Below are 21558 nucleotides of genomic sequence, written 5' to 3' on the forward strand. Positions count from 1 at the left end.
GCGCAAGCGGTGTGCAGATTCCTTGGAGACACACAGTTTTTACGGCACCGCTCGGCGGGTGCCCGCAGAACTCCGGCAAGCACCCGAGGAGCCCTCCACCGAATGTTGCGCAAGCTTTAACGGCGCCCGATTTACCCGGAGTTACGGGGGTGGTATCGAGCCCGTTGAACACCTTGCACGGATTCTTCGGCACTATCCGTACAGCATTCCCATGGAATCGGATCGACCACCCCGAGAACGGACATAACCGCATAACGGCACGCCATGACGACTCGGCGGGAATGGGCGATTTACCGCCGTACCGGGCGGCGGCCCGGCCGGCGGGCCCGGTGGCAGCCGGTGTCCGGTTGCGGCACGGTGAAAGGGACCCGCGGGGACCGGCGCACCCGGAAGGAGCCGTACGTGGAGCCCGTCGACGCGCTGGAGCGGATCGCGTTCCTGCTGGAACGGCAGGGCGCGGCGACCTACCGGGTGCAGGCGTTCCGCGGGGCGGCGGCCGCCCTCGGCGCGCTGTCGGACGACGAACTGCGCGAGCGGGCGCGGCAGGGCACGCTGGTCCGCCTCAAGGGGCTGGGGCCCAAGACCACCCGGGTGGTCGAAGAGGCACTGGCGGGCGTGCGGCCCACCTATCTGGCGCATCTGGAGGACGAGGCCGGCGCGCCGCTGGTCGAGGGGGACCAGGGGCAGCGGCTCCGGCGGGCCCTGCGCGGCGACTGCCATCTGCACTCCGACTGGTCGGACGGCGGCAGCCCGGTGGACGTGATGGCCCGGGCCGCCCGCGACCTGGGGCACGAGTGGTGCGTGCTGACCGACCACTCCCCCCGGCTCACCGTCGCCCGCGGGCTGTCCCCCCAACGGCTGCGGGAGCAGCTGGAGCTGGTGGCGGAGGTGAACGCGCAGCTGGCGCCGTTCCGGCTGCTGACCGGGATCGAGTGCGACATCCTCGACGACGGCTCCCTGGACCAGGAACCGGAGCTGCTGGAGCGGCTCGACGTGGTGGTGGCCTCGGTGCACTCCAAGCTCCGGATGGACCGGGCGCCGATGACCCGGCGGATGGTGGCCGCGGTACGCAATCCCCTGGTGGACGTCCTCGGGCACTGCACCGGACGGCTGGTGACCGGGCGGGGCCGCCCGGAGTCGGAGTTCGACGCCGACGAGGTCTTCGCGGCCTGCGCCGAACACCGCACCGCGGTGGAGATCAACTGCCGCCCCGAGCGCCTGGATCCGCCGCGCCGGCTGCTGCGCCGAGCAGTTGCGGCCGGGACGCTGTTCTCCATCGACACCGACGCGCACGCCCCGGGCCAGCTGGACTGGCAGATCTACGGCTGCGCCCGCGCCGAGGAGTGCGGCGTACCGGCGGACCGGGTCATCAACACCTGGACGGAGCGCCAGTTGGCCACCTGGACGGCCACCGGACGCACCCCGCGCTGAACGACCCGCCCCTCAGGCCGCCGACGGCGCCGGGGCGGTGCGGCCGGGCGCGGCGGGGGCCGGGGTGAGCCGCAGCGTCACCACGTAACCGACCACGACGGCGACGATCACCAGCGGCATCACGGTGAGGCCGCTGCGGCCCATCAGCAGCGTCGCCATCAGCACCGACGTCATCGGGAGCCGGAGCACGGCCACCGCCAGCGCCCCGACGCCCATCGCGAACGCCGGGGTGAGCGACAGGCCCGGCAGGTGCGACAGCACCACCCCGCCGGCCGCGCCCAGGAACAGCGCCGGGAAGATCGGCCCGCCCCGGAAGGCGCTCAGCGACACGCAGTACGCCAGGCCCTTGCCCACGAGGAGCAGCAGCAGCGCCGCCATCGAGTATCCGGCGCTGTCGTGGAACAGCGTCCCCAGCGCCGACTGGCCGGAGAAGAGCAGCTCTCGGGCGGGCTTGCCGGTGGCGGCGGAGAAGCCCACCGCCAGCGCGCCCACCACCAGTCCCATCAGCACCGTGGCCGGCACCCGGTGGCGGGCCACCCGCTCCTTGAGCCACTGCGCCAGCCGCCGGACACCGGTGCCGGCGAACGCCGCGGCCACGCCGAGGACCAGGGCCCAGCCGAACTCCGAGGCGGTGGGCCCGGCGGCCCGGGGGACGTCGTGCAGCGCGAGGGAGTACGTGCCGAGCCCGGTCCAGTCCCCCAGGCCGGTGAAGACCAGCGCCCCGATGCCCGACGCGAGCAGGCCGGGCACCAGCATCACGCCCAGGGCCGGGCCGGCCGGCCCGGCCAGCCCGGAGACCTCCATCAGCAGGAACGCGCCCAGCAGCGGGGAACCGAGCAGCGCGCTGATCGCGGCGAAGCTGCCGGCCGCGCCCACCGCGGTCACCCTCCCGGTGTCCGCCGGCCGCCCGGTCAGCCGGACGGCGCCCGCGGCCAGCCCGCCGCCCAGGGCGATCAGCGGTGCCTCCGGGCCGAGCACCGCGCCGAAGGCGAGCGAGGCCAGGGCGGCGAGCGCGACGCCGGGCAGTGCGGACAGCGCGGGCGGGCCGCCGAGCGCCAGTCCGTCGGCCGGTTCGTGGCCGCCGTTGCCGGGCAGGTGGCGGACGGCCAGCCCCGTCACCAGCCCGGCGACGGCGAGCAGCGGCAGCGGCCACCACAGCGGCGTGCCGGCGAAGCCCAGCGCCCGCGGCAGATCGTCGTAGAGCAGCGGTTCCAGGGCGTGGACGACGGCGAGGAAGCCGAACGCGACCAGGCAGACCGGGAACCCGATCACCGCCGCGGTCAGCAGCAGCTTCGGATAGCCGCGGGTGCGCACCGGTGCGTAGGGGTCGGGGGGCGCGGCGGCCGGCGGTGTGCCGTCCGGGCCGGTGGGGGCGCCAGGGCCGGTGGAACCGCTCTGGCCGGTGGGGCCGACCGACATCGCCTCGCCTCCTCGCCGCAGCGGGACGAGCCTGCCACGGCCGGGCCGGGCGGCCCGGAAGGACGCCGTCCGTGGCAGCCCGAAGCACCCGAACGCCGGTCAGCCCTGCGCGGCCGCCGCCTCCTGGAGCGCGGTCAGGACGGGGCGGAACAGGGGGTGGTCCTCGGCCCCGCGGCGTACCGCGGCGAAGACCCGGCGGGTGGGCGCGACATCGTCGAGGGGGCGGACGACGACGCCGGTCAGGTCCATGTCGCGCAGCGCCGAGCGGGGCACGAGCGCCACCCCGGCCGCGGCCGAGGCGAGCGCGACCACCGCCCGGAAGTCGTCGGAGGAGTGTTCCAGCCGGGGCTGGAAACCGGCGTACTCGCAGGCCAGGACGACCACGTCATGGCAGGGGTTGCCGGGGTAGGGGCCGATCCACCGGTCGCCGGCGAGGTCGGCGACGGCGACCCGGTCGGCCTCGGCGAGGCGGTGGCCGGGCGGGAGGACCGCGTCGAAGGGTTCGGCGTAGAGCGGGACCCGGGTGAGCCGGGGATCGTCCGCGCGGGGGGCGCCGCGGTATTCGACGGCCACCGCGACGTCGACCTGCCGGTCGAGGACCATCCGCAGGCTGGCGTCGCCCTCGGCGTCCTGGACGCGGACCCGTATGCCCGGTGCGCAGCCGGCCAGCGCGGTCAGCGCGGGCGCGACGACCAGGCCGATGCCGGTGGCGAAGGACGCGACGGTGACCGTGCCGGCCTCGCCCGAGCCGTACGCGGCGAGTTCGGACTCGGCGCGCTCCAGCTGGGCGAGGACGGCGTTGGCGTGGCTGAGCAGGATGTCGCCCGCGGGGGTCAGCCGGACGCCGCGGGCGCTGCGCTCGACCAGGCGGTGGCCGGTCTCCTGCTCCAGCGCGGCCAGTTGCTGGGACACCGCCGAGGGCGTGAGGTAGAGCGCGGCGGCCGCGGCGGTGACCGTGCGGTGGTCGGCCACCGCACGGAGGATGTGCAGCCGGCGTGCTTCGATCATGTTCCCAGTGTCCCAGGATGCCGGGGGACCGGCCCGGGTCACTCCCCGGTGGCGGCCGCCGCCTCGGCGTCCAGCGCGGCTCGCGCCGCTACGAATGCGTCCACCGCACGGTTGACGTCCTCGGTGGAGTGCGCGGCGGACAGCTGGACGCGGATCCGGGCCTGGCCCTGCGGCACGACCGGGTACGAGAAGCCGATCACGTACACCCCGCGCTCCAGCAACAGCTCCGCCAGCCGGGCCGCCCGGGCCGCGTCGCCGATCATGACGGGGGCGATGGCGTGGTCGCCGGGGAGGACGTCGAAGCCCTCCTCGGTCATCCGGGAGCGGAACAGCGCGGTGTTGGCGTGCAGCCGCTCGCGCAGGTCACCGGCCGACTCCAGCAGGTCGAGCACCGTGAGCGAGGCCGCGGCGATCACCGGGGCGAGCGAGTTGGAGAAGAGGTACGGCCGCGAGCGCTGGCGCAGCAGGGCGACGATCTCCGCGCGGGCCGCGACATAGCCTCCGGAGGCGCCGCCCAGCGCCTTGCCGAGGGTGCCGGTGATGATGTCGACGCGGTCCATGACCCCGTGGAGTTCGGGGGTGCCGCGGCCGCCGGCGCCGACGAAGCCGACCGCGTGCGAGTCGTCGACCATCACCATCGCGTCGTAGGCGTCGGCCAGGTCGCAGATCTCGCGCAGCGGCGCCACATAGCCGTCCATGGAGAACACGCCGTCGGTGACGATCAGCTTGCGGCCCGCGCCGCCCTCGGTGGCCTCCTTCAACTGCCGTTCCAGGTCGGCCAGATCACGGTTGGCGTAGCGGAAGCGGCGGGCCTTGCACAGCCGGATGCCGTCGATGATGGAGGCGTGGTTGAGGGCGTCGGAGATGACCGCGTCGTCCGGGCCGAGCAGGGTCTCGAAGACGCCGCCGTTGGCGTCGAAGCAGGAGGAGTACAGGATGGTGTCCTCCTGGCCGAGGAAGGCGGACAGCCGCGCCTCCAGCTCCTTGTGCACCTCCTGCGTGCCGCAGATGAAGCGGACCGACGCCATGCCGTAGCCCCAGCGGTCCAGCGCCTGGTGGGCGGCCGCGACGACCTCGGGGTGGTCGGCGAGACCGAGGTAGTTGTTGGCGCAGAAGTTGAGGACCTCGCCGGGGTTGCCTCCGGCGGTGACGCCGACGGTCGCCGACTGGGGCGTGCCGATGACCCGCTCGGGCTTGTGCAGGCCGGCGGCGACGATCTCGTCGAGGGTGCCGCGCAGTTCGTCGCGTACGGAGTGGAACATCAGGGGTTCTCCAGGAGGGTGGGGGTGGTGACGGGGCGGGGCGGGCGCGGTCCGGCCGTGATCAGGCGGTCCAGTCCAGGATGATCTTGCCGCTGCGGCCGCTCGCGGCGTCGTCGAAGGCGGCCTCGAAGTCGGTGTACGCGTACCGGCCGGTGATCACGGGGGCGAGGTCCAGTCCGCCTTCGAGCAGGACGGACATCGCGTACCAGGTCTCGAACATCTCCCGGCCGTAGATGCCCTTGATCGTGATCATGGAGGTGACGATCCGCGACCAGTCGACGGCGAAGTCCTGGGCGGGCAGGCCGAGCATGGCGATCCGGCCGCCGTGCGTCATGTTGGCGATCATGTCGCGCACCGCCTCGGGCCGGCCGGACATCTCCAGCCCGATGTCGAAGCCCTCGCGCAGACCGAGCGCGCGCTGCCCGTCGGCGATGTCCGCCTCGGCGACGTTGAGCGCCAGGCTGACGCCGATCTTGCGGGCCAGGGCCAGGCGTTCCTCGCTGACATCGGTGATCATGACGTTGCGGGCGCCCGCGTGCCGGGCCACCGCCGCCGCCATCAGGCCGATCGGCCCCGCGCCGGTGATCAGGACGTCCTCGCCGACCAGCGGGAACGACAGCGCGGTGTGCACGGCGTTGCCGAACGGGTCGAAGACCGCGGCGATGTCGAGGTCCACCGGGACGCGGTGCACCCACACGTTCGTCGCGGGCAGTGCGACGTACTCGGCGAAGGCGCCGTCCCGGCCGACGCCGAGCCCGACCGTGGCACGGCACAGGTGGCGGCGCCCGGCGAGGCAGTTGCGGCACTTGCCGCAGACCAGATGGCCCTCGCCGCTGACCAGGTCGCCGGCCGCGATGTCGGCCACGTCGCGGCCGGTGGCGACCACCTCGCCGACGAATTCGTGGCCGATCGTCAGCGGGGTGGCGAGCGCCTGCTGCGCCCAGCCGTCCCAGGCGCGGATGTGCAGGTCGGTGCCGCAGATGCCGGTGCGGAGCACCTTGATCAGGACATCGCCCGGGCCGATGGCCGGTTCCGGCACCTCCGTGAGCCAGAGCCCCGGCTCCGCCTTCTGCTTGACCAGTGCCTTCACCGCGACGGCTCCCGTACGTAAGAGTGCATGACGTGTCGGGGGCAGTCATGTTCCGGCCACCCGATCTCCGCCGGAAAATCTTCCGTACGACGGGCGCCGGGTCCATCGAGGTTTTCTTAAGCGCGGTGACAGCTGATCTTCACGCCCCGCCGCGGGCCGCGGCGGGGCGGGCGGGCCGCAGCCCGGGTCAGGAGAAGATCGCGTGGACCTGGTCGACCGCCTCGGGCCCGTACCCGACCGTGCCGACCGGGACCGCGCCGTCGATCGCGTCGATGATCCGGCCGGCCCAGACCGGCCCGAAACCGCCGCACAGCTCGATCAGCTGGACCCCGTCGGCCACCAGCTTGCGGGCGGCCTCGACGCCCTCCTCGGGCTTGGTCACCCCGACGAACACGCTGCGGCAGGCGCCGGTGTCCACGACGTTGACCTCGCCGCCGGCCGCGCTGCCGGCCGCCGTGTAGATGAACCCCCAGTGGGTGAGTGCCATGCCGTGGACCTCCCGTGGTCGTGGCGATCGCCCGGTCGTGGTGATCGCCGAGGGCACCAGCCAAGCAGAGCCGGGGCGCCGAGGGCACGGATTCGGTCACGCCCCGCCGGTCATGCCCCGCCGGCCCCGCGCGGGCCGGGCGCGGGAGTGTAGGGGGGCCGGGGAGGCGGCCGGCGGAATTCATCACAGGTTGAGCGGGCCCGAGTCGGGGGCGCGCCGGACTCCGTAGGACTGGATGCAACCACACACGGGGCGCGCCGCGCCGCACCACGGCGCTCCGTGTGCTCCGTTCCTGTGCGGCCCTGGAGGTCAGTGAAGTGAGCCACCGACATGTGAACAAGCGGACCGGCGTCGTCATCGGCGCCGCCGCGGCCGCCGTCATGGGCGCGGCGATCCTGCTGCCCAACGCCAACGCGAGCACGGACCGGCCGCCGGCCCCGCGCACCTTCAGCGCCTCCGCGGCGACGCAGCTGGCGACGGCCCTGAAGGCGGACCTCGGCGGCGACAACGCCGGCTGGTACCTGGACGGCGCCAACGGCCACCTGGTGATGAACGTGCTGTCGCAGGACGCCGCCGAGCGGGTGCAGGCCAAGGGCGCGGTCGCCAGGGTCGTGCACAACAGCATGACCGCGCTGAAGGCGGGGACGAAGACGCTGCGCGAGACCGCCTCGGTCCCCGGCACCGCCTGGTCGATCGACCCGCGGACCAACAAGATCGTGGTGGTCGCCGACAAGACGGTCACCGGCGCGAAGATGGCCACGCTCGCGAAGGCCACCCGCGGGATGGGCGCGGGCATGGTCACCGTCAAGCGGTCGCAGGGCGAGTTCCGGCGGTTCGACGGCGGGGGGACGGGCGAGGACCCGGGGACCCCTCCGGCCGGCGACGGGCAGAACGGGGGCCAGGGAGCCAACGGCGGTCAGGCGAACGGGGGCCAGGCGAACGGCGGTCAGCAGAGCGGCGGCCAGGGCAACGGCGGACAGGGCAACGGCGGACAGGGCGGTGGGCAGGGCGACGGCGGACAGGGCAACGGCGGTCAGCAGGGCGGCGGTTCGGCCGCGGGCCCGATCGGGGGCAGTGCCATCTTCGGCGGCAACGCCCGCTGTTCGCTGGGGTTCAACGTCACGGTGAAGGGCGCGCCCGCCTTCCTGACGGCGGGCCACTGCGGTAACGACTCCCCCACCTGGTCCGCGGACCAGGGCGGCAGCCAGCCGCTCGGCAGCGTGCAGGACTCGCAGTTCCCCAAGACCGACTTCGCGATCGTCACCTACGACGACAAGAGCGCCCAGCCGCAGAGCGCGGTGGATCTGGGCAACGGCTCCACCCAGCAGATCACCAAGGCCGCGGAGGCCGCCGTCGGCATGAAGGTGCAGCGCTCGGGCTCCACCACCGGGGTGCACGACGGCACCGTCACCGGGCTGGACGCCACGGTCAACTACGGCAACGGCGACATCGTCAACGGCCTCATACAGACGGACGTCTGCGCCGAGCCGGGCGACAGCGGCGGCTCGATGTTCGCCGGTAACGCCGCCGTCGGACTGACCTCGGGCGGCAGCGGCGACTGCACCCAGGGCGGCGAGACCTTCTTCCAGCCGGTCACCGACGCGCTCAAGGCCACCGGCGCGGAGATCGGCGCGGGCGGAGGCGACGGCAGCGGAGGTGCCGCCGGCGGCGCGGGCGGCGCGGGTGGCGACCAGGGGGCCGGTGGTGACCAGAGCGCCGGTGGCGATCAGGGTGCCGGGGGCGCTCAGGGCGCCGGCGGGGCCCAGAGTGCGGGTGGCGACCAGGGCGCCGGTGGTGACCAGAGTGCGGGTGCCGACCAGGGTGCCGGCAGTAATCAGAGTGCCGGGGGTGACTCACTGACCGATTCGCTGAACTGACCACGACGTCCGGCCAGGACGTCCGACAACGACATCCGGCAACACCGTCCGACATCAACAACTGACGGCAACAACCCACAGTGACGGCGCAGATGACGCCCCGCCCGCCCCCTCCCCAGGGCGGGCGGGGACGTTGGTGGCCACGGGGTGCCGGAGTGCGGCGGAACCATAGCGACCGCCTGGGACGCGGTGTCAGAATACCGGCCCTACTCCGACCCGTCCTCAGGGGCACCATGGCGTCGAACGAACTCGATTCCCAGATCCCCGTCTTCCGCGGAGCAGGCCATCTGCTCCGTCTGATCGCCGACCTGACCCGCAGGCCACGCCGGCGGGAGTGTCCGGAACCGGTGCGGCACCGCGGCGTGGCGCAGGGCCGGGAGGGCCTTCCGGTGCTCTGCCTGGTGGCCGGCCCGGACCACAGCGCACTCGCCAAGGGCATCGGCTACTTCCTCAGCCACGCCGATCCGCGCCGGGTGCCGCACGTGCTGTACGACCTCGCGGCCGGCGCGCCGCGGTCCGATCCGGAGTCCGTCGAGGCGGTGCGGCGGACCCTGGAACGGCTGGCGCAGGGCTTCGCCCGAAGCGTCAACGGCAGCGACGGCCGGGTCCGCTTCCGCCGGTTCGGCCTCGTCAACTGGCTGACCCAGGTGGGCACCGGCAACCGCCCGGACGACCTGGGCGACATGGAGGGCACCGACCACACCCTCTTGCAGGGGCTGCGGGAGCGGGAGTTCCGGCGCCGGCGGATGTTCGGGCTGCTGCGCTCCCCGGAGACCGAGCTGGCGGTCGACGGCAACGTGCCCTGGTGGGTGTGGCTGTTCGCGGTGCACGTCTTCCCGCTCGCCTGGTTCCGGGTCCGCCGCGGACTGGGCCGGGAGTACCGCTGGCTGCTCAACCAGCCCTACCTGGCCCCGCGCGATCCGGGCACCTTCATCGGCTTCGCCGAGCGGCTGACCGCACCGCACAACCAGGTCGAGGATCCGGAGCAGTTGCGCAAGCTGATGGTCAACGCGTTCCTGGAGGATCTGCGGGTCGCCTTCCGCCGCCGTCCGTGGCGGCCCCGTACGGCCCGGCGCACCGCGTACTGCGTCGCGCTGCTCGACGGGTTGGGCCCGGACACCTGCGGTCATGCGCTGCTCCAGGCCGTCATCGACGTCCGCAACGAGACCGGCGCCTTCGACCCGCTGCTGATCATCGCCTGCGGTGCCGAGCCGCCGGCCGAGGGCAGCCGGGCCCGGGCGGACTGGGGCCGCAGCGAGCTGTGGGAGCTGACCGACCGGCTCTACGGCGGCTGGCGGGACACCTTCCTGCACCAGGGCCGGGCCCGCAACCGCGCCCCCTGGTACCTGCCGGTCAGCGTGCCGCGGCTGATGCCGCCGTCCGAGGAGAGCTACGAGCTGACCCGGCGGCTGGAGGTGGCGCAGGACGCCCGGCTGCGGATCCCCGAACCGCCGTTGTGGGCGCGCCGGACGGTGTCCGTCGTGGCGGTCTGCGCGCTCACCGTCGCCCTCCTGGGCGCGGGCGGTGTGGTGCTGGGCGCGGAGCGCCGGTACCGGCAGGCGCACTGCGGGCTCGGCCGGTTCAACGCCGACGCGGAGACCCTGCGCACCGCGGAGACCGGCGAGTGCATCGGGGTGGCCCGGCACGGTTTCACCTTCCACTCCCCCGATCCGTCGCTGGACCGGACCCTGCAGAAGATCTACGACCAGAATGCCCTCGCCGAGCAGGCGCACGCGGCGTCCCCGGAGCGGCCGTTCGTCACCCTGGTGCATCTGTCCGCACTGCTCAGCGTCTCGGGCAAGCTCACCGGTCAACTCGCCTACGGGCGCGAGGCGTTGCAGGGGGCGGTGAGCGCGCAGTCCCGGCAGCTGCGCAGCAGCGGGGCCACCGAGCCGATCCTGCGGATCTTCCCCGCGAACGCCGGGTCGGGGATGCGGTTCGGCCCGCGGGTGGTGGAGATCCTGGACCGCCTCAAGCAGCAGGACCCGTCCCTGGTGGGGGTCACCGGGCTCGACCAGAGCCGGGAGGCGACCAACCGGACGATCCGGAAACTGACCGCGGTGGGGCTGCCGATGGTGGCGACGACGCTGTCCGCGGACTCGCTGGTGCGCCAGTCCCCGATGTACTTCCAGGTGTCGCCGCAGAACAGCCGGGAGGCGGAGGTCGCCGCGGCCTACGCCGACCACGTGGTACGGACCGGTGCGGGCAAACCGGCCCGGCGGGTGCGGATCATCGCGTCCGCCGATCCCAGCGACACCTACAGCCGGACGCTCAGCGACGACGTCGAACGGCGTTTCCGGACGCGGGGGTTCGCGGTGGAGCGGACATCGTTCACGCCGCCCCCGCCGCCGGGTCAGGAGCCCTCGTCGGACGCCCCGGGCCCCGGCACGGTGGGGCAGCGGAGCTGTTCGTACCCGGGGGTGGTGTTCTTCGCGGGGCGTTCGGAGGACTTCGAGTCGCTGCTCGGCGGGATCAACGAGTCCTGCAACTCCGCTCCGCCGGTGCTGATCGGCGGTGACGACGTGGCCCGGCTGGCGGCGGACGCGGACCGCCGGGGGCACTATCCGGGGATCCCGTACGACTTCCTGGACTTCACGCTCGGATCGGCGCACTGCGACGGCACCAGCGAGCTGTACGCGGAGCTGAGCCGGCTGTTCCCCGAGGAGTGCGCGAAGGTCCCCAACTCCTCGCTCGACGGGCACGCGGCGCTCGGGTTCGACGCGGTGAAACTGTACGTCAACGCGGTCAAGCAGCTGCGGGAGGAGGCCGCGCAGATGCCGCTGACGCCGCCAGCGGTGTGGCATGCGATCAGCGGGGTGCACGGGGACGAGGCGCTCGACGGGGCGAGCGGGATCATCAGCTTCGGCGGTGAGGTGGACCGCCAGGTCCCGCTGGACAAGCTGCTGTCGGTGCAGCGCATCGACAAGAGCGGGCGGCCCGTCCAGGCGGGGTTCTGCGGCCGGGTCGGCGGGCGGAAGCAGGCGGCGTGGTGTCCCGCGCTGGAACCGGAGCAGGGCTGAGGCACCGGCCGGCCGCCCGCGGGCGCGGTCCGGCGGGGGTCAGGGGGCTTCGGACGAGGTGACGGTGAACAGGCCGCCGTCGGGGTCGCGGACGACGGCCTGGCTGCCGTTGCCGTCGGCGGTCGCGGTCACCGGGGTGACGGTCCCGCCGGCGGCGACCGCGGCGGCGGTCACCTTCTCGATGTCGTCGACCGGGAAGTGCACGTGCCAGCGCGGCCGCACCCGCGGGTCCGGGGCGGCCTCCACCCCGCCGCCGCGCAGGGTGGCGACGGTGTGGGTGCCGTCGTGCACGATGACCTGGTCGTGTTCGTAGGTGACGTCGCAGCCGCCGGGCCGGCCGGAGGCCCATTCGAAGACCTCGGCGTAGAAGATGGCGGCCTCGAAGGCGTCGCGGGTGCGCAGTTCCAGGCAGGCGGGGGCGCGGCCGTGCCCGACCGACCAGGCGAGCGTCTGGCCCTCCCAGAAGCCGAAGGTGGCGCCGTCCCGGTCGGCGGCCAGCGCGGCCCGCCCGGGGCCGAGCTTGAGCGGGCCGACCGCGACGGTCGCGCCGCGCTCGCGGATCCGGTCGGCGGTCACGTCGGCGTCCGCCACCGCGAAGTACGACGTCCAGGCCACCGCGACCTGGAAGCTCTGGGCCAGGGCGCCCATGCCGGCCACCGGCTGCCCGTCGGCCATCGCGACGGAGAACTCCTGGCCGAGGCTGGCCGGGCGGAACCGCCAGCCCAGCACGGCGGAGTAGAACTCCTGCGCCGTTTCCAGGTCGCGGGCCATCAGGCTCACCCAGCACGGAGCCCCGCGCACCGGGGTCGTGGGGCCGTGGGCCGACATGACATCTGCCTCCTGTCGCTTCGCACCCCCTGGGAACCCCCTCCCACTGTGCCAGCGACGCAGCGGGGCCGCACCGGGGCGCCCCGCGCGGGGCAGCGCAGTTGTGCCGGTCTTGATCAGGCTCGATGCTGTAGGTACGGAACCGGGCTGGGTTGATGCCATGAACGCATGGAACGCGGCGGAGATCGCCGACTTCCGTGGTCCCCTCGACGTCACCAGGGCGGCCACAGCGGTGCTCGACGCCCGGGACCTGGTCATCGGGTGGAGTCCGGCGGCCCAGCGGCTGCTCGGCCACCGGCCGGAGGACGTCATCGGGCGCCCCTGCGAGACGTTCTTCCCGGCCGCCGAGGCGGCCGGTGGCGCATGGTCCGGGCAGTCGGCGGAAACCTCGCTGAGCAGCGGCCGCCCGGGGACGGCACGGCACCGGGACGGCCGGCTGCTGCGGGTGGCGGTCACCACCTGTGCGCTGGAGACCGCGCCCGGCGGGTCCGCGCCGGACGCGCCGGCCCGCATCCTGGTGGCGACCGCCCTGGACGCGCAGCAGGAGTGGGAGTCCCGGCAGGCGATGCTGCACGGACTGGCCACCCAGTCGCCGGTGGGGCTGGGCATCTACGACACCGATCTGCGGGTGACCTGGGGGAACGCCGCGTTCGTGCGGGAGATCGGGCTGCCGCTGCGGGAGTTCCTCGGTACCCGGGCCGAGGCGCTGTACCCGGACGGCGAGTTCATGACGGAGGGGTACCCGCGCACGCTCGACGCGGTGATGCAGCAGGTCCTGGAGACCGGTGAGCCGGTCCTCGACCTGCACTTCGTCGGCCAGCAGCCGTCCGAGCCGGGCCCGGAGCACGTCTGGTCGTGCTCCTACTACCGGCTGCACGACGCCCACGGGCAGGTCCTCGGGGTGTGCGAGGACGCCTTCGACATCACCGACCGCTACCAGGCGCAGCGCCGGCTGAACCTGCTGGTGGCGGCCGGCATCCGGATCGGGACGACGCTCGACATGACGGTCACGGCCCGGGAGATCACCGAGGTCGCGGTGCCGGACTTCGCGCGGACGGTCAGCGTGGACCTGGTGCGCCCGGTGCTGGAGGGCGAGGAGCCGGCGCCGGGGGACGGTACGGTGCCGCCGCTGGTGCGGGTGGCCACGCGCAGCGCCGGTGACCCGCCGGACGCCGTGCCGCACCGCCCGTACGGCATCGAGTATCCGCCGGGGTCGCTGCCGTACCGCAGTCTGTCCTCCGGGGGGCGGGTGCGGGCGGAGAACTCCATGGTCGTGCCGCTGCGGGCGGGTGGCGCCCCGATGGGGCTGGTCACCTTCACGCGGGGTGCGCAGCCGTCGGTGTTCGACAAGGGCGAGATCGAGCTCGCCGACGAGCTGGTCACCCGGACGGCGGTGTGCCTGGACAACGCCCGCCGCTTCACCCGGGAGCACACCGCCGCGCTGGCCCTGCAGCGCAACCTGCTGCCGCAGCACGTGCCGGAGCAGTCCGCGGTCGACGTGGCGTACCGCTATCTGCCCAGTGACGACCGGGCCGGGGTGGGCGGCGACTGGTTCGACGTGATCGGGCTGTCCGGGACCCGGGTCGGGCTGGTGGTGGGGGACGTGGTGGGCCACGGGCTGGAGGCGGCGGCGACCATGGGGCGGCTGCGGACGACGGTCCGCGCGCTGGCCCAGCTGGACCTGTCACCCGACGAGTTGCTGAGCCGGCTGGACGACCTGGTGGGGCAGCCCGCGGAGGACGAGGCGGGCCAGGTGGGCACGCACACCGGCCCGGACGACGTGGCCACCGGCGTGACCTGCCTCTACGCGGTCTACGACCCGGTGTCGCGGCGCTGCACCATGGCCCGGGCCGGTCATCTGCCGCCGGCCGTGGTCGACCCGTCGGGCACGATGTTCTTCCCCGAGCTGCCGGCCGGTCCGCCGCTGGGCCTGGGCGGGCTGCCGTTCGAGTCGCTGGATCTCGAACTGCCGCCGGGCAGTCTGGTCGCGCTGTTCACGGACGGGCTGGTGGAGTCGGCGCACCGGGACGTCGACGAGGGGCTGGAGGTCCTGGGCCGCGTGCTGGGCGAGCACCACCGGCCGCTGGAGGAGCTGTGCGACCGGGCGATGGCCGAGCTGCTGCCGGACGGGCCGGCCGCCGACGACTCGGCGCTGCTGCTGGTGCGCACCCGCGAGCTGGACGCGCGGCAGGTGGCGGCCTGGGAGCTGCCGGCGGAGCCGGCGGCGGTGGGCGCGGCCCGGGAGCTGGCGACCGCGCAGCTGCGGGAGTGGGGCCTGGAGGAGCTGAGTTACGCGACCGAGCTGGCGGTCAGCGAGCTGGTCACCAATGCGGTGCGGCACGCCTCGGGGCCGCTGCACCTGCGGCTGCTGCGCGATCTGACGCTGCTGACCGAGGTGTCCGACACCGGGCACACCTCGCCGCACCTGCGCCACGCGGCCACTGAGGACGAGGGCGGGCGGGGGCTGTTCATCGTCGCGCAGCTGGTGCAGCGCTGGGGCACCCGGTACACGCCGTACGGCAAGACCATCTGGACCGAGCAGGCGTTCCCGGCGCGGTATCCGGGGGCGCCGCGGCCGGTGGCCTGAGCGGGCGCGGGGGCCGCGGCCCGGCGCCGTCGTGCGGGTGTTCGGCGTCCGCCCCATCATGGAACCAAGCGAGGTCCCGGCGACCCGGCGGGCGCGGACGAAGGAGGACCTGTGACGACCAACGGCAAGGAGCAGCCGGCCGAGCACCGGCCGGCGGAGCTGTACACCGGCAGCGAGCGGCCCTACGACCCGGAGGACCTGGTACGGGCGTCCGGGCGCGAGCCGACCCCGTCGAGCCTGGCATGGGCCAGGCGGCTGATGGACGAGGAGGGGCCGGGCGTCATCGAGCGGTATCTGCCGTGACGGCCGTGCGCTCCGGGGGACGCTCCTGAGGTTCTTCTTCCGGATCTCCCCGACGGCCCCGCGCCGGCGGCTGTGGCGCGGGATTTCGGAGGCGCAGGGATGGACATCGAGATCCTGGCGGCCGGTGCGCTCGGCGGTGTCCGGGCCGAGCGCTGGGCGCGGGCGCTGTCCGCGCCCGGCCGTCCGGCTCATCCGCTGCTGTCCCCGGACTTCGCGCGGGCGGTCGGCGGGGTCCGGCCGGCCGCCCGGGTGGCGGTGCTGGAGAGCGACGGGCGGTGCGGCTGGCTGGGCTTCGAGGAGCGCGGGCACGGCGTCGGCGAGGTCATCGGCAAGGGCTTCACGGACGTGGGCGGGCTGCTCTGCGAGCCCGGGCTGCCGCGGCCCGACTACCGTGCCGTGCTGGCCGCCTGCGGGCTGGCGGTGTGGCGGTTCGTGCAGGCCGAGCCGGCCGGTCCGCCGCTCGGCGGGGCGGGTACCGCGGTGCCGCCCGGGGTCCGGCTGCTGGGCCGGGTGCCCAGTCCGCTGGCCGATCTGAGCGAGGGCCACGAGGCCCACCGCACGGCCGTCCGGCGGCGTTCGCCCGCTTCGGCGAAGACCCTGCGCAAGCACGAGAACCGGCTGGCGCGCGGCGAGGTGCCGGTGCGGTACGTCTTCGACGAGCGCGATCCGCGGCTGCTGGGGACGATGCTGCGCTGGAAGTCGGCGCAGTACCGGGCGAGCGGCTGGTCCGATCCGCTGGCCGCGGAGCGCGGTACGGAGCTGGCGCGGGTCCTGGCGGGGCTGCGCACGCCGACGTGCACGGGCGCGCTGTCCGTGCTGTATCTCGGCGACGAGCCGGCGGCGATGCAGCTCACGCTGCGTTCGGCGACCGTGCTGACCTGCTGCGTCACGGCCTTCGACCACCGGTACGCGGCGCATTCGCCGGGGACGGTGCTGCTCGGCCGGGTGATCGCGACCGCGGCGGAACTGGGGGTGACCACCGTCGACCTGGGCACCGGTGACTCGGAGTACAAGCAGGCGTTCACCACCGAGGAACGCACCCTGCCGCAGGGCCTGTTGTGGCGGCCGACGCTGGTGGCGGGCGGCGCCCTGCTGCACGACGCGGCCGAGCGCACGGCGCGGGACTTCATCACCGCCCGGCCGTGGCTGCGGTCCCGGGTGCGGGGTGCGCTGCGGCGTTACGGGGCCCTGCGCGGCTGAACGTGCGGGCAGCCGGGGCCGGTTGACCGGTCGCGGGGCGGGTCATGCGGCGACGGCGGCGTCCTCGGAGAGCAGGAACGCGGTGTTCACCAGCGCGACATGGGTGAACGCCTGCGGGGTGTTGCCCAGTTGGCGGCGTTGCGCGGGGTCCCATTCCTCGGAGAGCAGTCCGACGTCGTTGGCCGCCGACAGCACCCGGGCGAAGAGTTCCCGGGCGGCGTCCGGGCGGCCGGTCGCAGCCAGCGCGTCGGCGAGCCACAACGAGCAGGCGAGGAAGGCGCCTTCGGTGCCGGGCAGTCCGTCGACCTCGGTCCGTCCGGCGTAGCGGCGGTGGAAGCCGGCGTGGTCGAGTCCGTCGCGCACCGCGTCGACGGTGCGCACGACCCGGGGGTCGTCGGGCGGCAGGAAGCCGGTCTTGACGATGAACAAGGTGGCCGCGTCCAGTTCCCGGCTGCCGTAGTGCTGGACGAACACCCCGCGTTCCCGGTCGTAACCGTGCGCGCAGACGTCGGCGTGCACCGCGTCGCGCATCGCCCGCCAGCGGTCGACGGGGGCCGGGAGGCCGGTCAGGTGCGCCATCCGGACCGCCCGGTCCGCGGCGACCCAGGACATGACCTTGGAGTGCACCCAGTGCCGGCGGCCGCCGCGGCCCTCCCACAGGCCCTCGTCGGGGTCCTGCCAGTGCGCCTCGATGAAGGACATCAACGTCCGCAGCAGGCCCCAGACATGGCGTTCCATCGGGATGCCGGCCCGCAGCGCGAGGTAGAGGGTGTCGACGACCTCGCCGTAGATGTCGAGCTGGAGCTGGTCGACGGCGGCGTTGCCGAAGCGGACCGGGGCGGAGTGCTCGTAGCCGGGCAGCCAGTCGGCGGCGGTCTCGGGCAGCCGCCGTTCACCGGCGACGCCGTAGACGCTCTGCAGGTCCCGCGGGTCGCCGGCGATGGCCCGTACCAGCCACTGCCGCCAGGCGGCCGCCTCCTCGCGGAAGCCGCCGCGCAGCAGGGCGGACAGCGTCATGCTGGAGTCGCGCAGCCAGCAGAAGCGGTAGTCCCAGTTGCGTACGCCGCCGAGGTGTTCGGGCAGGGAGGCGGTGGCGGCGGCGACGATCCCGCCGGTCGGCCGGTAGGCGAGCGCCTTGAGGGTGATCAGGGAGCGCAGGACGGCCTCGCGCCAGGCGCCTTCGTAGCGGCAGCCGGCCGTCCAGCGCCGCCAGGCGTCGGTGGTCTCCCGCAGGGCCCGGTCCGGGTCGATCCGGTGCGCGTTGGGCAGGTGGGAAGGCTGCCAGGTCAGGACGAACGGCACCCGGTCGCCGGCCCGTACGGTGAACTCCGAGCGGGTGCTGGTGTGATGGCCGTAGGTGTGCACGCCGGGGGCGAGCCGCAGCCAGGCGGAGTCCGGGCCGGCGACCGCGATGCGGTGGTGCTCGGTGCGCCGCACCCAGGGCGCGATCCGGCCGTAGTTGAAGCGGAGTCGCAGGTCGCCGCGCATGTCGACGCTGCCGCGCAGGCCCTCGACGAGTCGGACCAGTCTCGGTGACTGGTCGCGCTGCGGCATGAAGTCGACGACCCGGACCGCGCCCTCCGGGCGCTCCCAGGTGCTCTCCAGGACCAGGGTGTCGCCGCGGTAGGCGCGGCCGTCGCACGGTCCGCCGGACACCGGGGCGATCCGCCAGTGGCCCTGCCGCTCGTCGCCGAGGAGGGCCGCGAAGCAGCTGGGCGAGTCGAAGCGGGGCAGGCACATCCAGTCGATCGAGCCGTCCCGTCCGACCAGGGCGGCCGTCTGCAGGTCGCCCAGCAGGGCGTAGTCCTCGATGCGTCCGGGCATGGCGTCCCCTCGGAGGATTCCATTCTGCGCGCGACGGCGGCGGGGCGCGCGGGCCGGCCGTGCGGCGTACACCGCACGGTGCCCGACTGGCCCGCTTGCGGCAGATATGAGATCGTAGGAGGCTTTTTTCTGCAGCGTGGGATCCCTCTCGCGTGGGGAGGAGGCACGCTCGATGACGCGGCGGCGGTGGGTGCCCGAGGGCGCCGACCAGGACGTTCCGAACGTCGCCCGGGTCTACGACTGCTACCTGGGCGGTTCGCACAACTTCGCGGCGGACCGGGAGCTGGCCCGGGAGGCCGTCGAGATGTGGCCGGACCTGCCGCTGATCATGCGCGCGAACCGGGCCTTCATGCGGCGGGCCGTGCAGTTCCTCGCCGGGGAGGGCATCACCCGCTTCCTGGACATCGGCTCCGGGCTCCCCACGTTCGGCCCGGTCCACGAGGTGGCGCGGGTGGTGCAGCCGAAGGCGCGGGTGGTGTACGTGGACATCGATCCGGTGGCCGTGCAGCACAGCAGACTGCTGGTGGCCGATGACCCGCTGTGTGCGGTGGCCGAGGCCGACATGCGGGATCCCGCGGGGCTGCTGGGGCGGCCCGCGGTGGCGGAACTGCTGCGTCCGCGCGAGCCGGTGGCGGCGCTGCTGCTGGCGGTGCTGCACTTCGTGACGGACGAGGAGGACCCGGCGCGGATCGTCCGGGAGCTGACCGCCGCACTGCCGCCGGGCAGTGCGCTGGCGCTGTCGCACGGGTCGCGGGAGGGCCGGCCCGATCTGGTGGAGAAGCACGAGGACCTCTACGCACGCGCGTCGGCGCCGCTGACCATGCGTACGCGGGAGCAGATCGTGGCGCTGTTCGACGGATTGCGGCTGCTGGAGCCGGGGGTGGTCTACCTGCCCGAGTGGCGTCCGCAGGATCCTGCGTCGGTGGGACCGCATCCGGAGCTGTTCAGCGGTCTGGCGGGAGTGGGGCTGAAGCCGTGAGTTACCCGGCCGGGGGGCGCATGGACGCCGCCGCGGTCCGCTTCCGCGACTCCTGGTCCCGGCTGTTGCGGCAGGGCCACGGCGCGGCGGTGAGCCCGGGGGTCCTGGGCCCGCTGGTGTACCGCACGGCCGAGCTGCTCAGCCGGGCCCACGGGGAGGAGCCGTTCGATCCGGGGCCGGCCGAGCGGGCCGGGGCGCTGCTGGTCGAGGCCCAGTTCACCGATCCGGTGGTGCTCGCCCGCGCCGTCGAGCTGCTCCAGGAGTGGCCGGCGCCGGACGGCCGGGAGCCCGCGCTGACCGGGGCGTTCGCGGCAGGCTGGTCGGCGGCGCTGCGGGACCGGACGCTGCGTGAGCAGGAGGCGATCCGGCGAGCGGTGGACCTGGCGCGGCGGGACGCGGAGCGGGCGCTGTACGCATCGGAGACCCGGTTCCGGGCGATGTTCGAGCGCGCGGCGATCGGCATCGGCTTCGCGGACCTGGACGGGAAGCTCATCGCGGTGAACGGCGCGCTGCAGGAGATGTTCGCGGCCACCGCCGAGGACATGCGCGGGCTCAACGTCGAGTCGCTGGTGCACCCCGACGACTCGGCCGAGGTCTGGGAGACGTACCACGAGCTGGTCGAGGGCCGGCGGGAGAACTTCCAGTGCGACAAGCCGTACTACCGGCGGGACGGCGAGGTGCTCTGGACGCATCTGACGGTCTCGCTGATCCGCGACGAACAGGGCACGCCCCGTTACCAGGTGGCGATGCTGGAGGACATCACCGACCAGCACCGGCTGCAGGAACGGCTGCGCCATCAGGCCACGCACGATCCGCTGACCGGGCTGCCGAACCGGACGGCGTTCTTCGAGCGGCTGGACGCGCTGTTCGACGATCCGGGGCCGGGGGCGCGGTTCGGGCTGTGCTCGCTGGACCTGGACGGCTTCAAGAACATCAACGACAGCCTGGGTCATGAGGCGGGCGACCAGCTGCTGGGGGCGGTCGCGGACCGGCTGCACTCCGGGGTGGCGCCGCTGGGTCACCTGGTGGCGCGGCTGGGCGGGGACGAGTTCGCCGTCCTGATGGAGGGCAGCCAGGGGCCGCAGGAGGGCATCGCGGTGGCCCAGCGGGTGCTGGGGTCGCTGGCGCCGCCCTTCCTGATCGGCGATCAGCAGCTGGTGATCAGGGCCAGCATGGGGGTGGTGGAGCAGCCGGTCGCCGCGACGACGGCGAGCGCCGCGATGCGCAGCGTGGATCTGACGCTGTACCGGGCGAAGAAGGAGGGCCGCGGCCGCTGGACGCTGTTCGATCCGCAGCGCAACGCGGTGGCGGTGAGTCAGTACGCGATGTCGGTGCGGATTCCGATGGCGCTGGACCGCGGGGAGTTCTTCCTCGACTACCAGCCGCTGTGCGCGCTGGACGACGGGTCGATGGTGGCGGTGGAGGCGCTGGTGCGCTGGCGCCATCCGGAGCTGGGGGTGCTGGCCCCGGACGAGTTCATCACGACGGCCGAGGACAGCGGGCTGATCATCCCGCTGGGCCGCTGGGTGCTGCTGCACGCCTGTGAGCAGGCGGCGCGCTGGGCGGCGCGGTTCGGTGACGCGGCGCCGCGGATGAACGTCAATCTGGCGGTGCGGCAGGCCCGTAACGCCGGGCTGATCGCGGACATCGACCGGATCCTGCGGTCGAGCGATCTTGATCCGGGCCGGCTGCAGCTGGAGATCACCGAGAGCGCGATGCTCGGCCCGCGGGACCCGGCGCTGCAGGCACTGCACGAGCTGGTCGGCATGGGGGTGTCGCTGACCGTGGACGACTTCGGCACCGGCTGGTCGAACCTGGCGTACCTGCGGGACCTGCCGGTCTCCGGGCTGAAGATCGACGGGTCGTTCGTGTCCGAACTGCACGCGTCCGGGGAGGATCCGGTGGGCTGGCGGATCATCGGGGGCATGGTGTCGCTGGCGCACTCGCTGGGGCTGTCGGTGACGGCGGAGGGCGTGGAGACGGCCGCGGACGCCCAGCGGTTGCGGTCGATCGGCTGCGACTGCGCGCAGGGCTGGTACTACGGCCGTCCGGTGCGGCCCGGGGAGATCACCCGGCGGATCGTCGACGCCGCGGGCGGTACCCGCGCCGACGGGGAGGGCTGAACGGCCCGGTAAACCCCCGAAGATAATTTCTCCGGCATTTTGGACATATCCCCTTGACGCGGTGCCGAGGACCTGCCCATGATGGGGCCCTGGCATCCGTTGGCAGCGCGGGCACCGCCC

15 protein-coding genes are annotated in these 21558 nt (G+C 73.9%); 8 read left to right on the forward strand and 7 right to left on the reverse strand.

Annotation, left to right across the window (positions count from 1 at the left end; translation table 11 throughout):
• The first annotated feature begins 402 nt into the window (after positions 1-402).
• A complete protein-coding gene (locus ACZ7MX_RS31650; protein ID WP_472137046.1) occupies positions 403-1431 on the forward strand; it encodes a PHP domain-containing protein in 1029 nt (342 codons plus the stop codon).
• A 12-nt stretch (positions 1432-1443) separates the two neighbouring features.
• Here the strand turns inward: ACZ7MX_RS31650 and ACZ7MX_RS31655 are convergent, their stop codons facing one another.
• The 5 genes from ACZ7MX_RS31655 to ACZ7MX_RS31675 form a co-directional block, all read right to left on the reverse strand.
• A complete protein-coding gene (locus ACZ7MX_RS31655) occupies positions 1444-2850 on the reverse strand; it encodes a chloride channel protein (RefSeq protein ID WP_472137048.1) in 1407 nt (468 codons plus the stop codon).
• A gap of 99 nt (positions 2851-2949) precedes the next feature.
• Positions 2950-3858: a LysR family transcriptional regulator gene (locus ACZ7MX_RS31660; protein ID WP_472137050.1), complete on the reverse strand. Its 909-nt coding sequence runs from the start codon at positions 3856-3858 to the stop codon at positions 2950-2952.
• A gap of 38 nt (positions 3859-3896) precedes the next feature.
• Entirely contained in the window at positions 3897-5120 is a 1224-nt protein-coding gene (locus ACZ7MX_RS31665) for a glycine C-acetyltransferase (RefSeq protein ID WP_472137052.1), read from the reverse strand.
• Positions 5121-5181: 61 nt separating this feature from the next.
• The gene (tdh, locus tag ACZ7MX_RS31670; protein WP_472137054.1) at positions 5182-6210 is read right to left on the reverse strand and encodes an L-threonine 3-dehydrogenase; all 1029 of its coding nucleotides are present in this window, start codon (positions 6208-6210) and stop codon (positions 5182-5184) included.
• A 187-nt stretch (positions 6211-6397) separates the two neighbouring features.
• Positions 6398-6697, reverse strand: coding sequence for a DUF6506 family protein (locus ACZ7MX_RS31675; RefSeq protein WP_201802655.1), 300 nt, complete (start codon positions 6695-6697; stop codon positions 6398-6400).
• Between the two features lie 380 nt (positions 6698-7077).
• Here ACZ7MX_RS31675 and ACZ7MX_RS31680 point away from each other — a divergent pair, with 380 nt between their 5' ends.
• Positions 7078-8574, forward strand: coding sequence for a S1 family peptidase (locus ACZ7MX_RS31680; RefSeq protein WP_472137245.1), 1497 nt, complete (start codon positions 7078-7080; stop codon positions 8572-8574).
• Positions 8575-8807: 233 nt separating this feature from the next.
• Complete coding sequence (locus ACZ7MX_RS31685) at positions 8808-11594, forward strand: type 1 periplasmic-binding domain-containing protein (RefSeq protein ID WP_472137056.1); 2787 nt, start codon at positions 8808-8810, stop codon at positions 11592-11594.
• Positions 11595-11633: 39 nt separating this feature from the next.
• On the opposite strand, the gene ACZ7MX_RS31690 is transcribed toward ACZ7MX_RS31685, so the two are convergent.
• Complete coding sequence (locus ACZ7MX_RS31690; RefSeq protein WP_472137058.1) at positions 11634-12422, reverse strand: VOC family protein; 789 nt, start codon at positions 12420-12422, stop codon at positions 11634-11636.
• A gap of 160 nt (positions 12423-12582) precedes the next feature.
• On the opposite strand from ACZ7MX_RS31690, the gene ACZ7MX_RS31695 reads away from it, so the two are divergent.
• The 3 genes from ACZ7MX_RS31695 (at position 12583) to ACZ7MX_RS31705 (ending at position 16512) form a co-directional block, all read left to right on the forward strand.
• A complete protein-coding gene (locus ACZ7MX_RS31695) occupies positions 12583-15009 on the forward strand; it encodes a SpoIIE family protein phosphatase (RefSeq protein ID WP_472137060.1) in 2427 nt (808 codons plus the stop codon).
• Positions 15010-15120: 111 nt separating this feature from the next.
• Complete coding sequence (locus tag ACZ7MX_RS31700) at positions 15121-15312, forward strand: hypothetical protein (RefSeq protein ID WP_030411097.1); 192 nt, start codon at positions 15121-15123, stop codon at positions 15310-15312.
• Between the two features lie 99 nt (positions 15313-15411).
• Entirely contained in the window at positions 15412-16512 is a 1101-nt protein-coding gene (locus tag ACZ7MX_RS31705) for a GNAT family N-acetyltransferase (protein WP_472137062.1), read from the forward strand.
• Between the two features lie 42 nt (positions 16513-16554).
• On the opposite strand, the gene ACZ7MX_RS31710 is transcribed toward ACZ7MX_RS31705, so the two are convergent.
• Positions 16555-18336, reverse strand: coding sequence for a glycoside hydrolase family 15 protein (locus ACZ7MX_RS31710; protein ID WP_472137064.1), 1782 nt, complete (start codon positions 18334-18336; stop codon positions 16555-16557).
• A 172-nt stretch (positions 18337-18508) separates the two neighbouring features.
• Between ACZ7MX_RS31710 and ACZ7MX_RS31715 the strand changes: the two genes are divergently transcribed.
• Both ACZ7MX_RS31715 and ACZ7MX_RS31720 read left to right on the forward strand, forming a co-directional pair.
• Entirely contained in the window at positions 18509-19315 is an 807-nt protein-coding gene (locus ACZ7MX_RS31715; protein WP_472137066.1) for an SAM-dependent methyltransferase, read from the forward strand.
• Positions 19316-19335: 20 nt separating this feature from the next.
• A complete protein-coding gene (locus ACZ7MX_RS31720; protein WP_472137067.1) occupies positions 19336-21438 on the forward strand; it encodes a putative bifunctional diguanylate cyclase/phosphodiesterase in 2103 nt (700 codons plus the stop codon).
• Positions 21439-21558 lie beyond the last annotated feature (120 nt).

Source organism: Streptomyces sp. NPDC107765 (assembly GCF_055657085.1).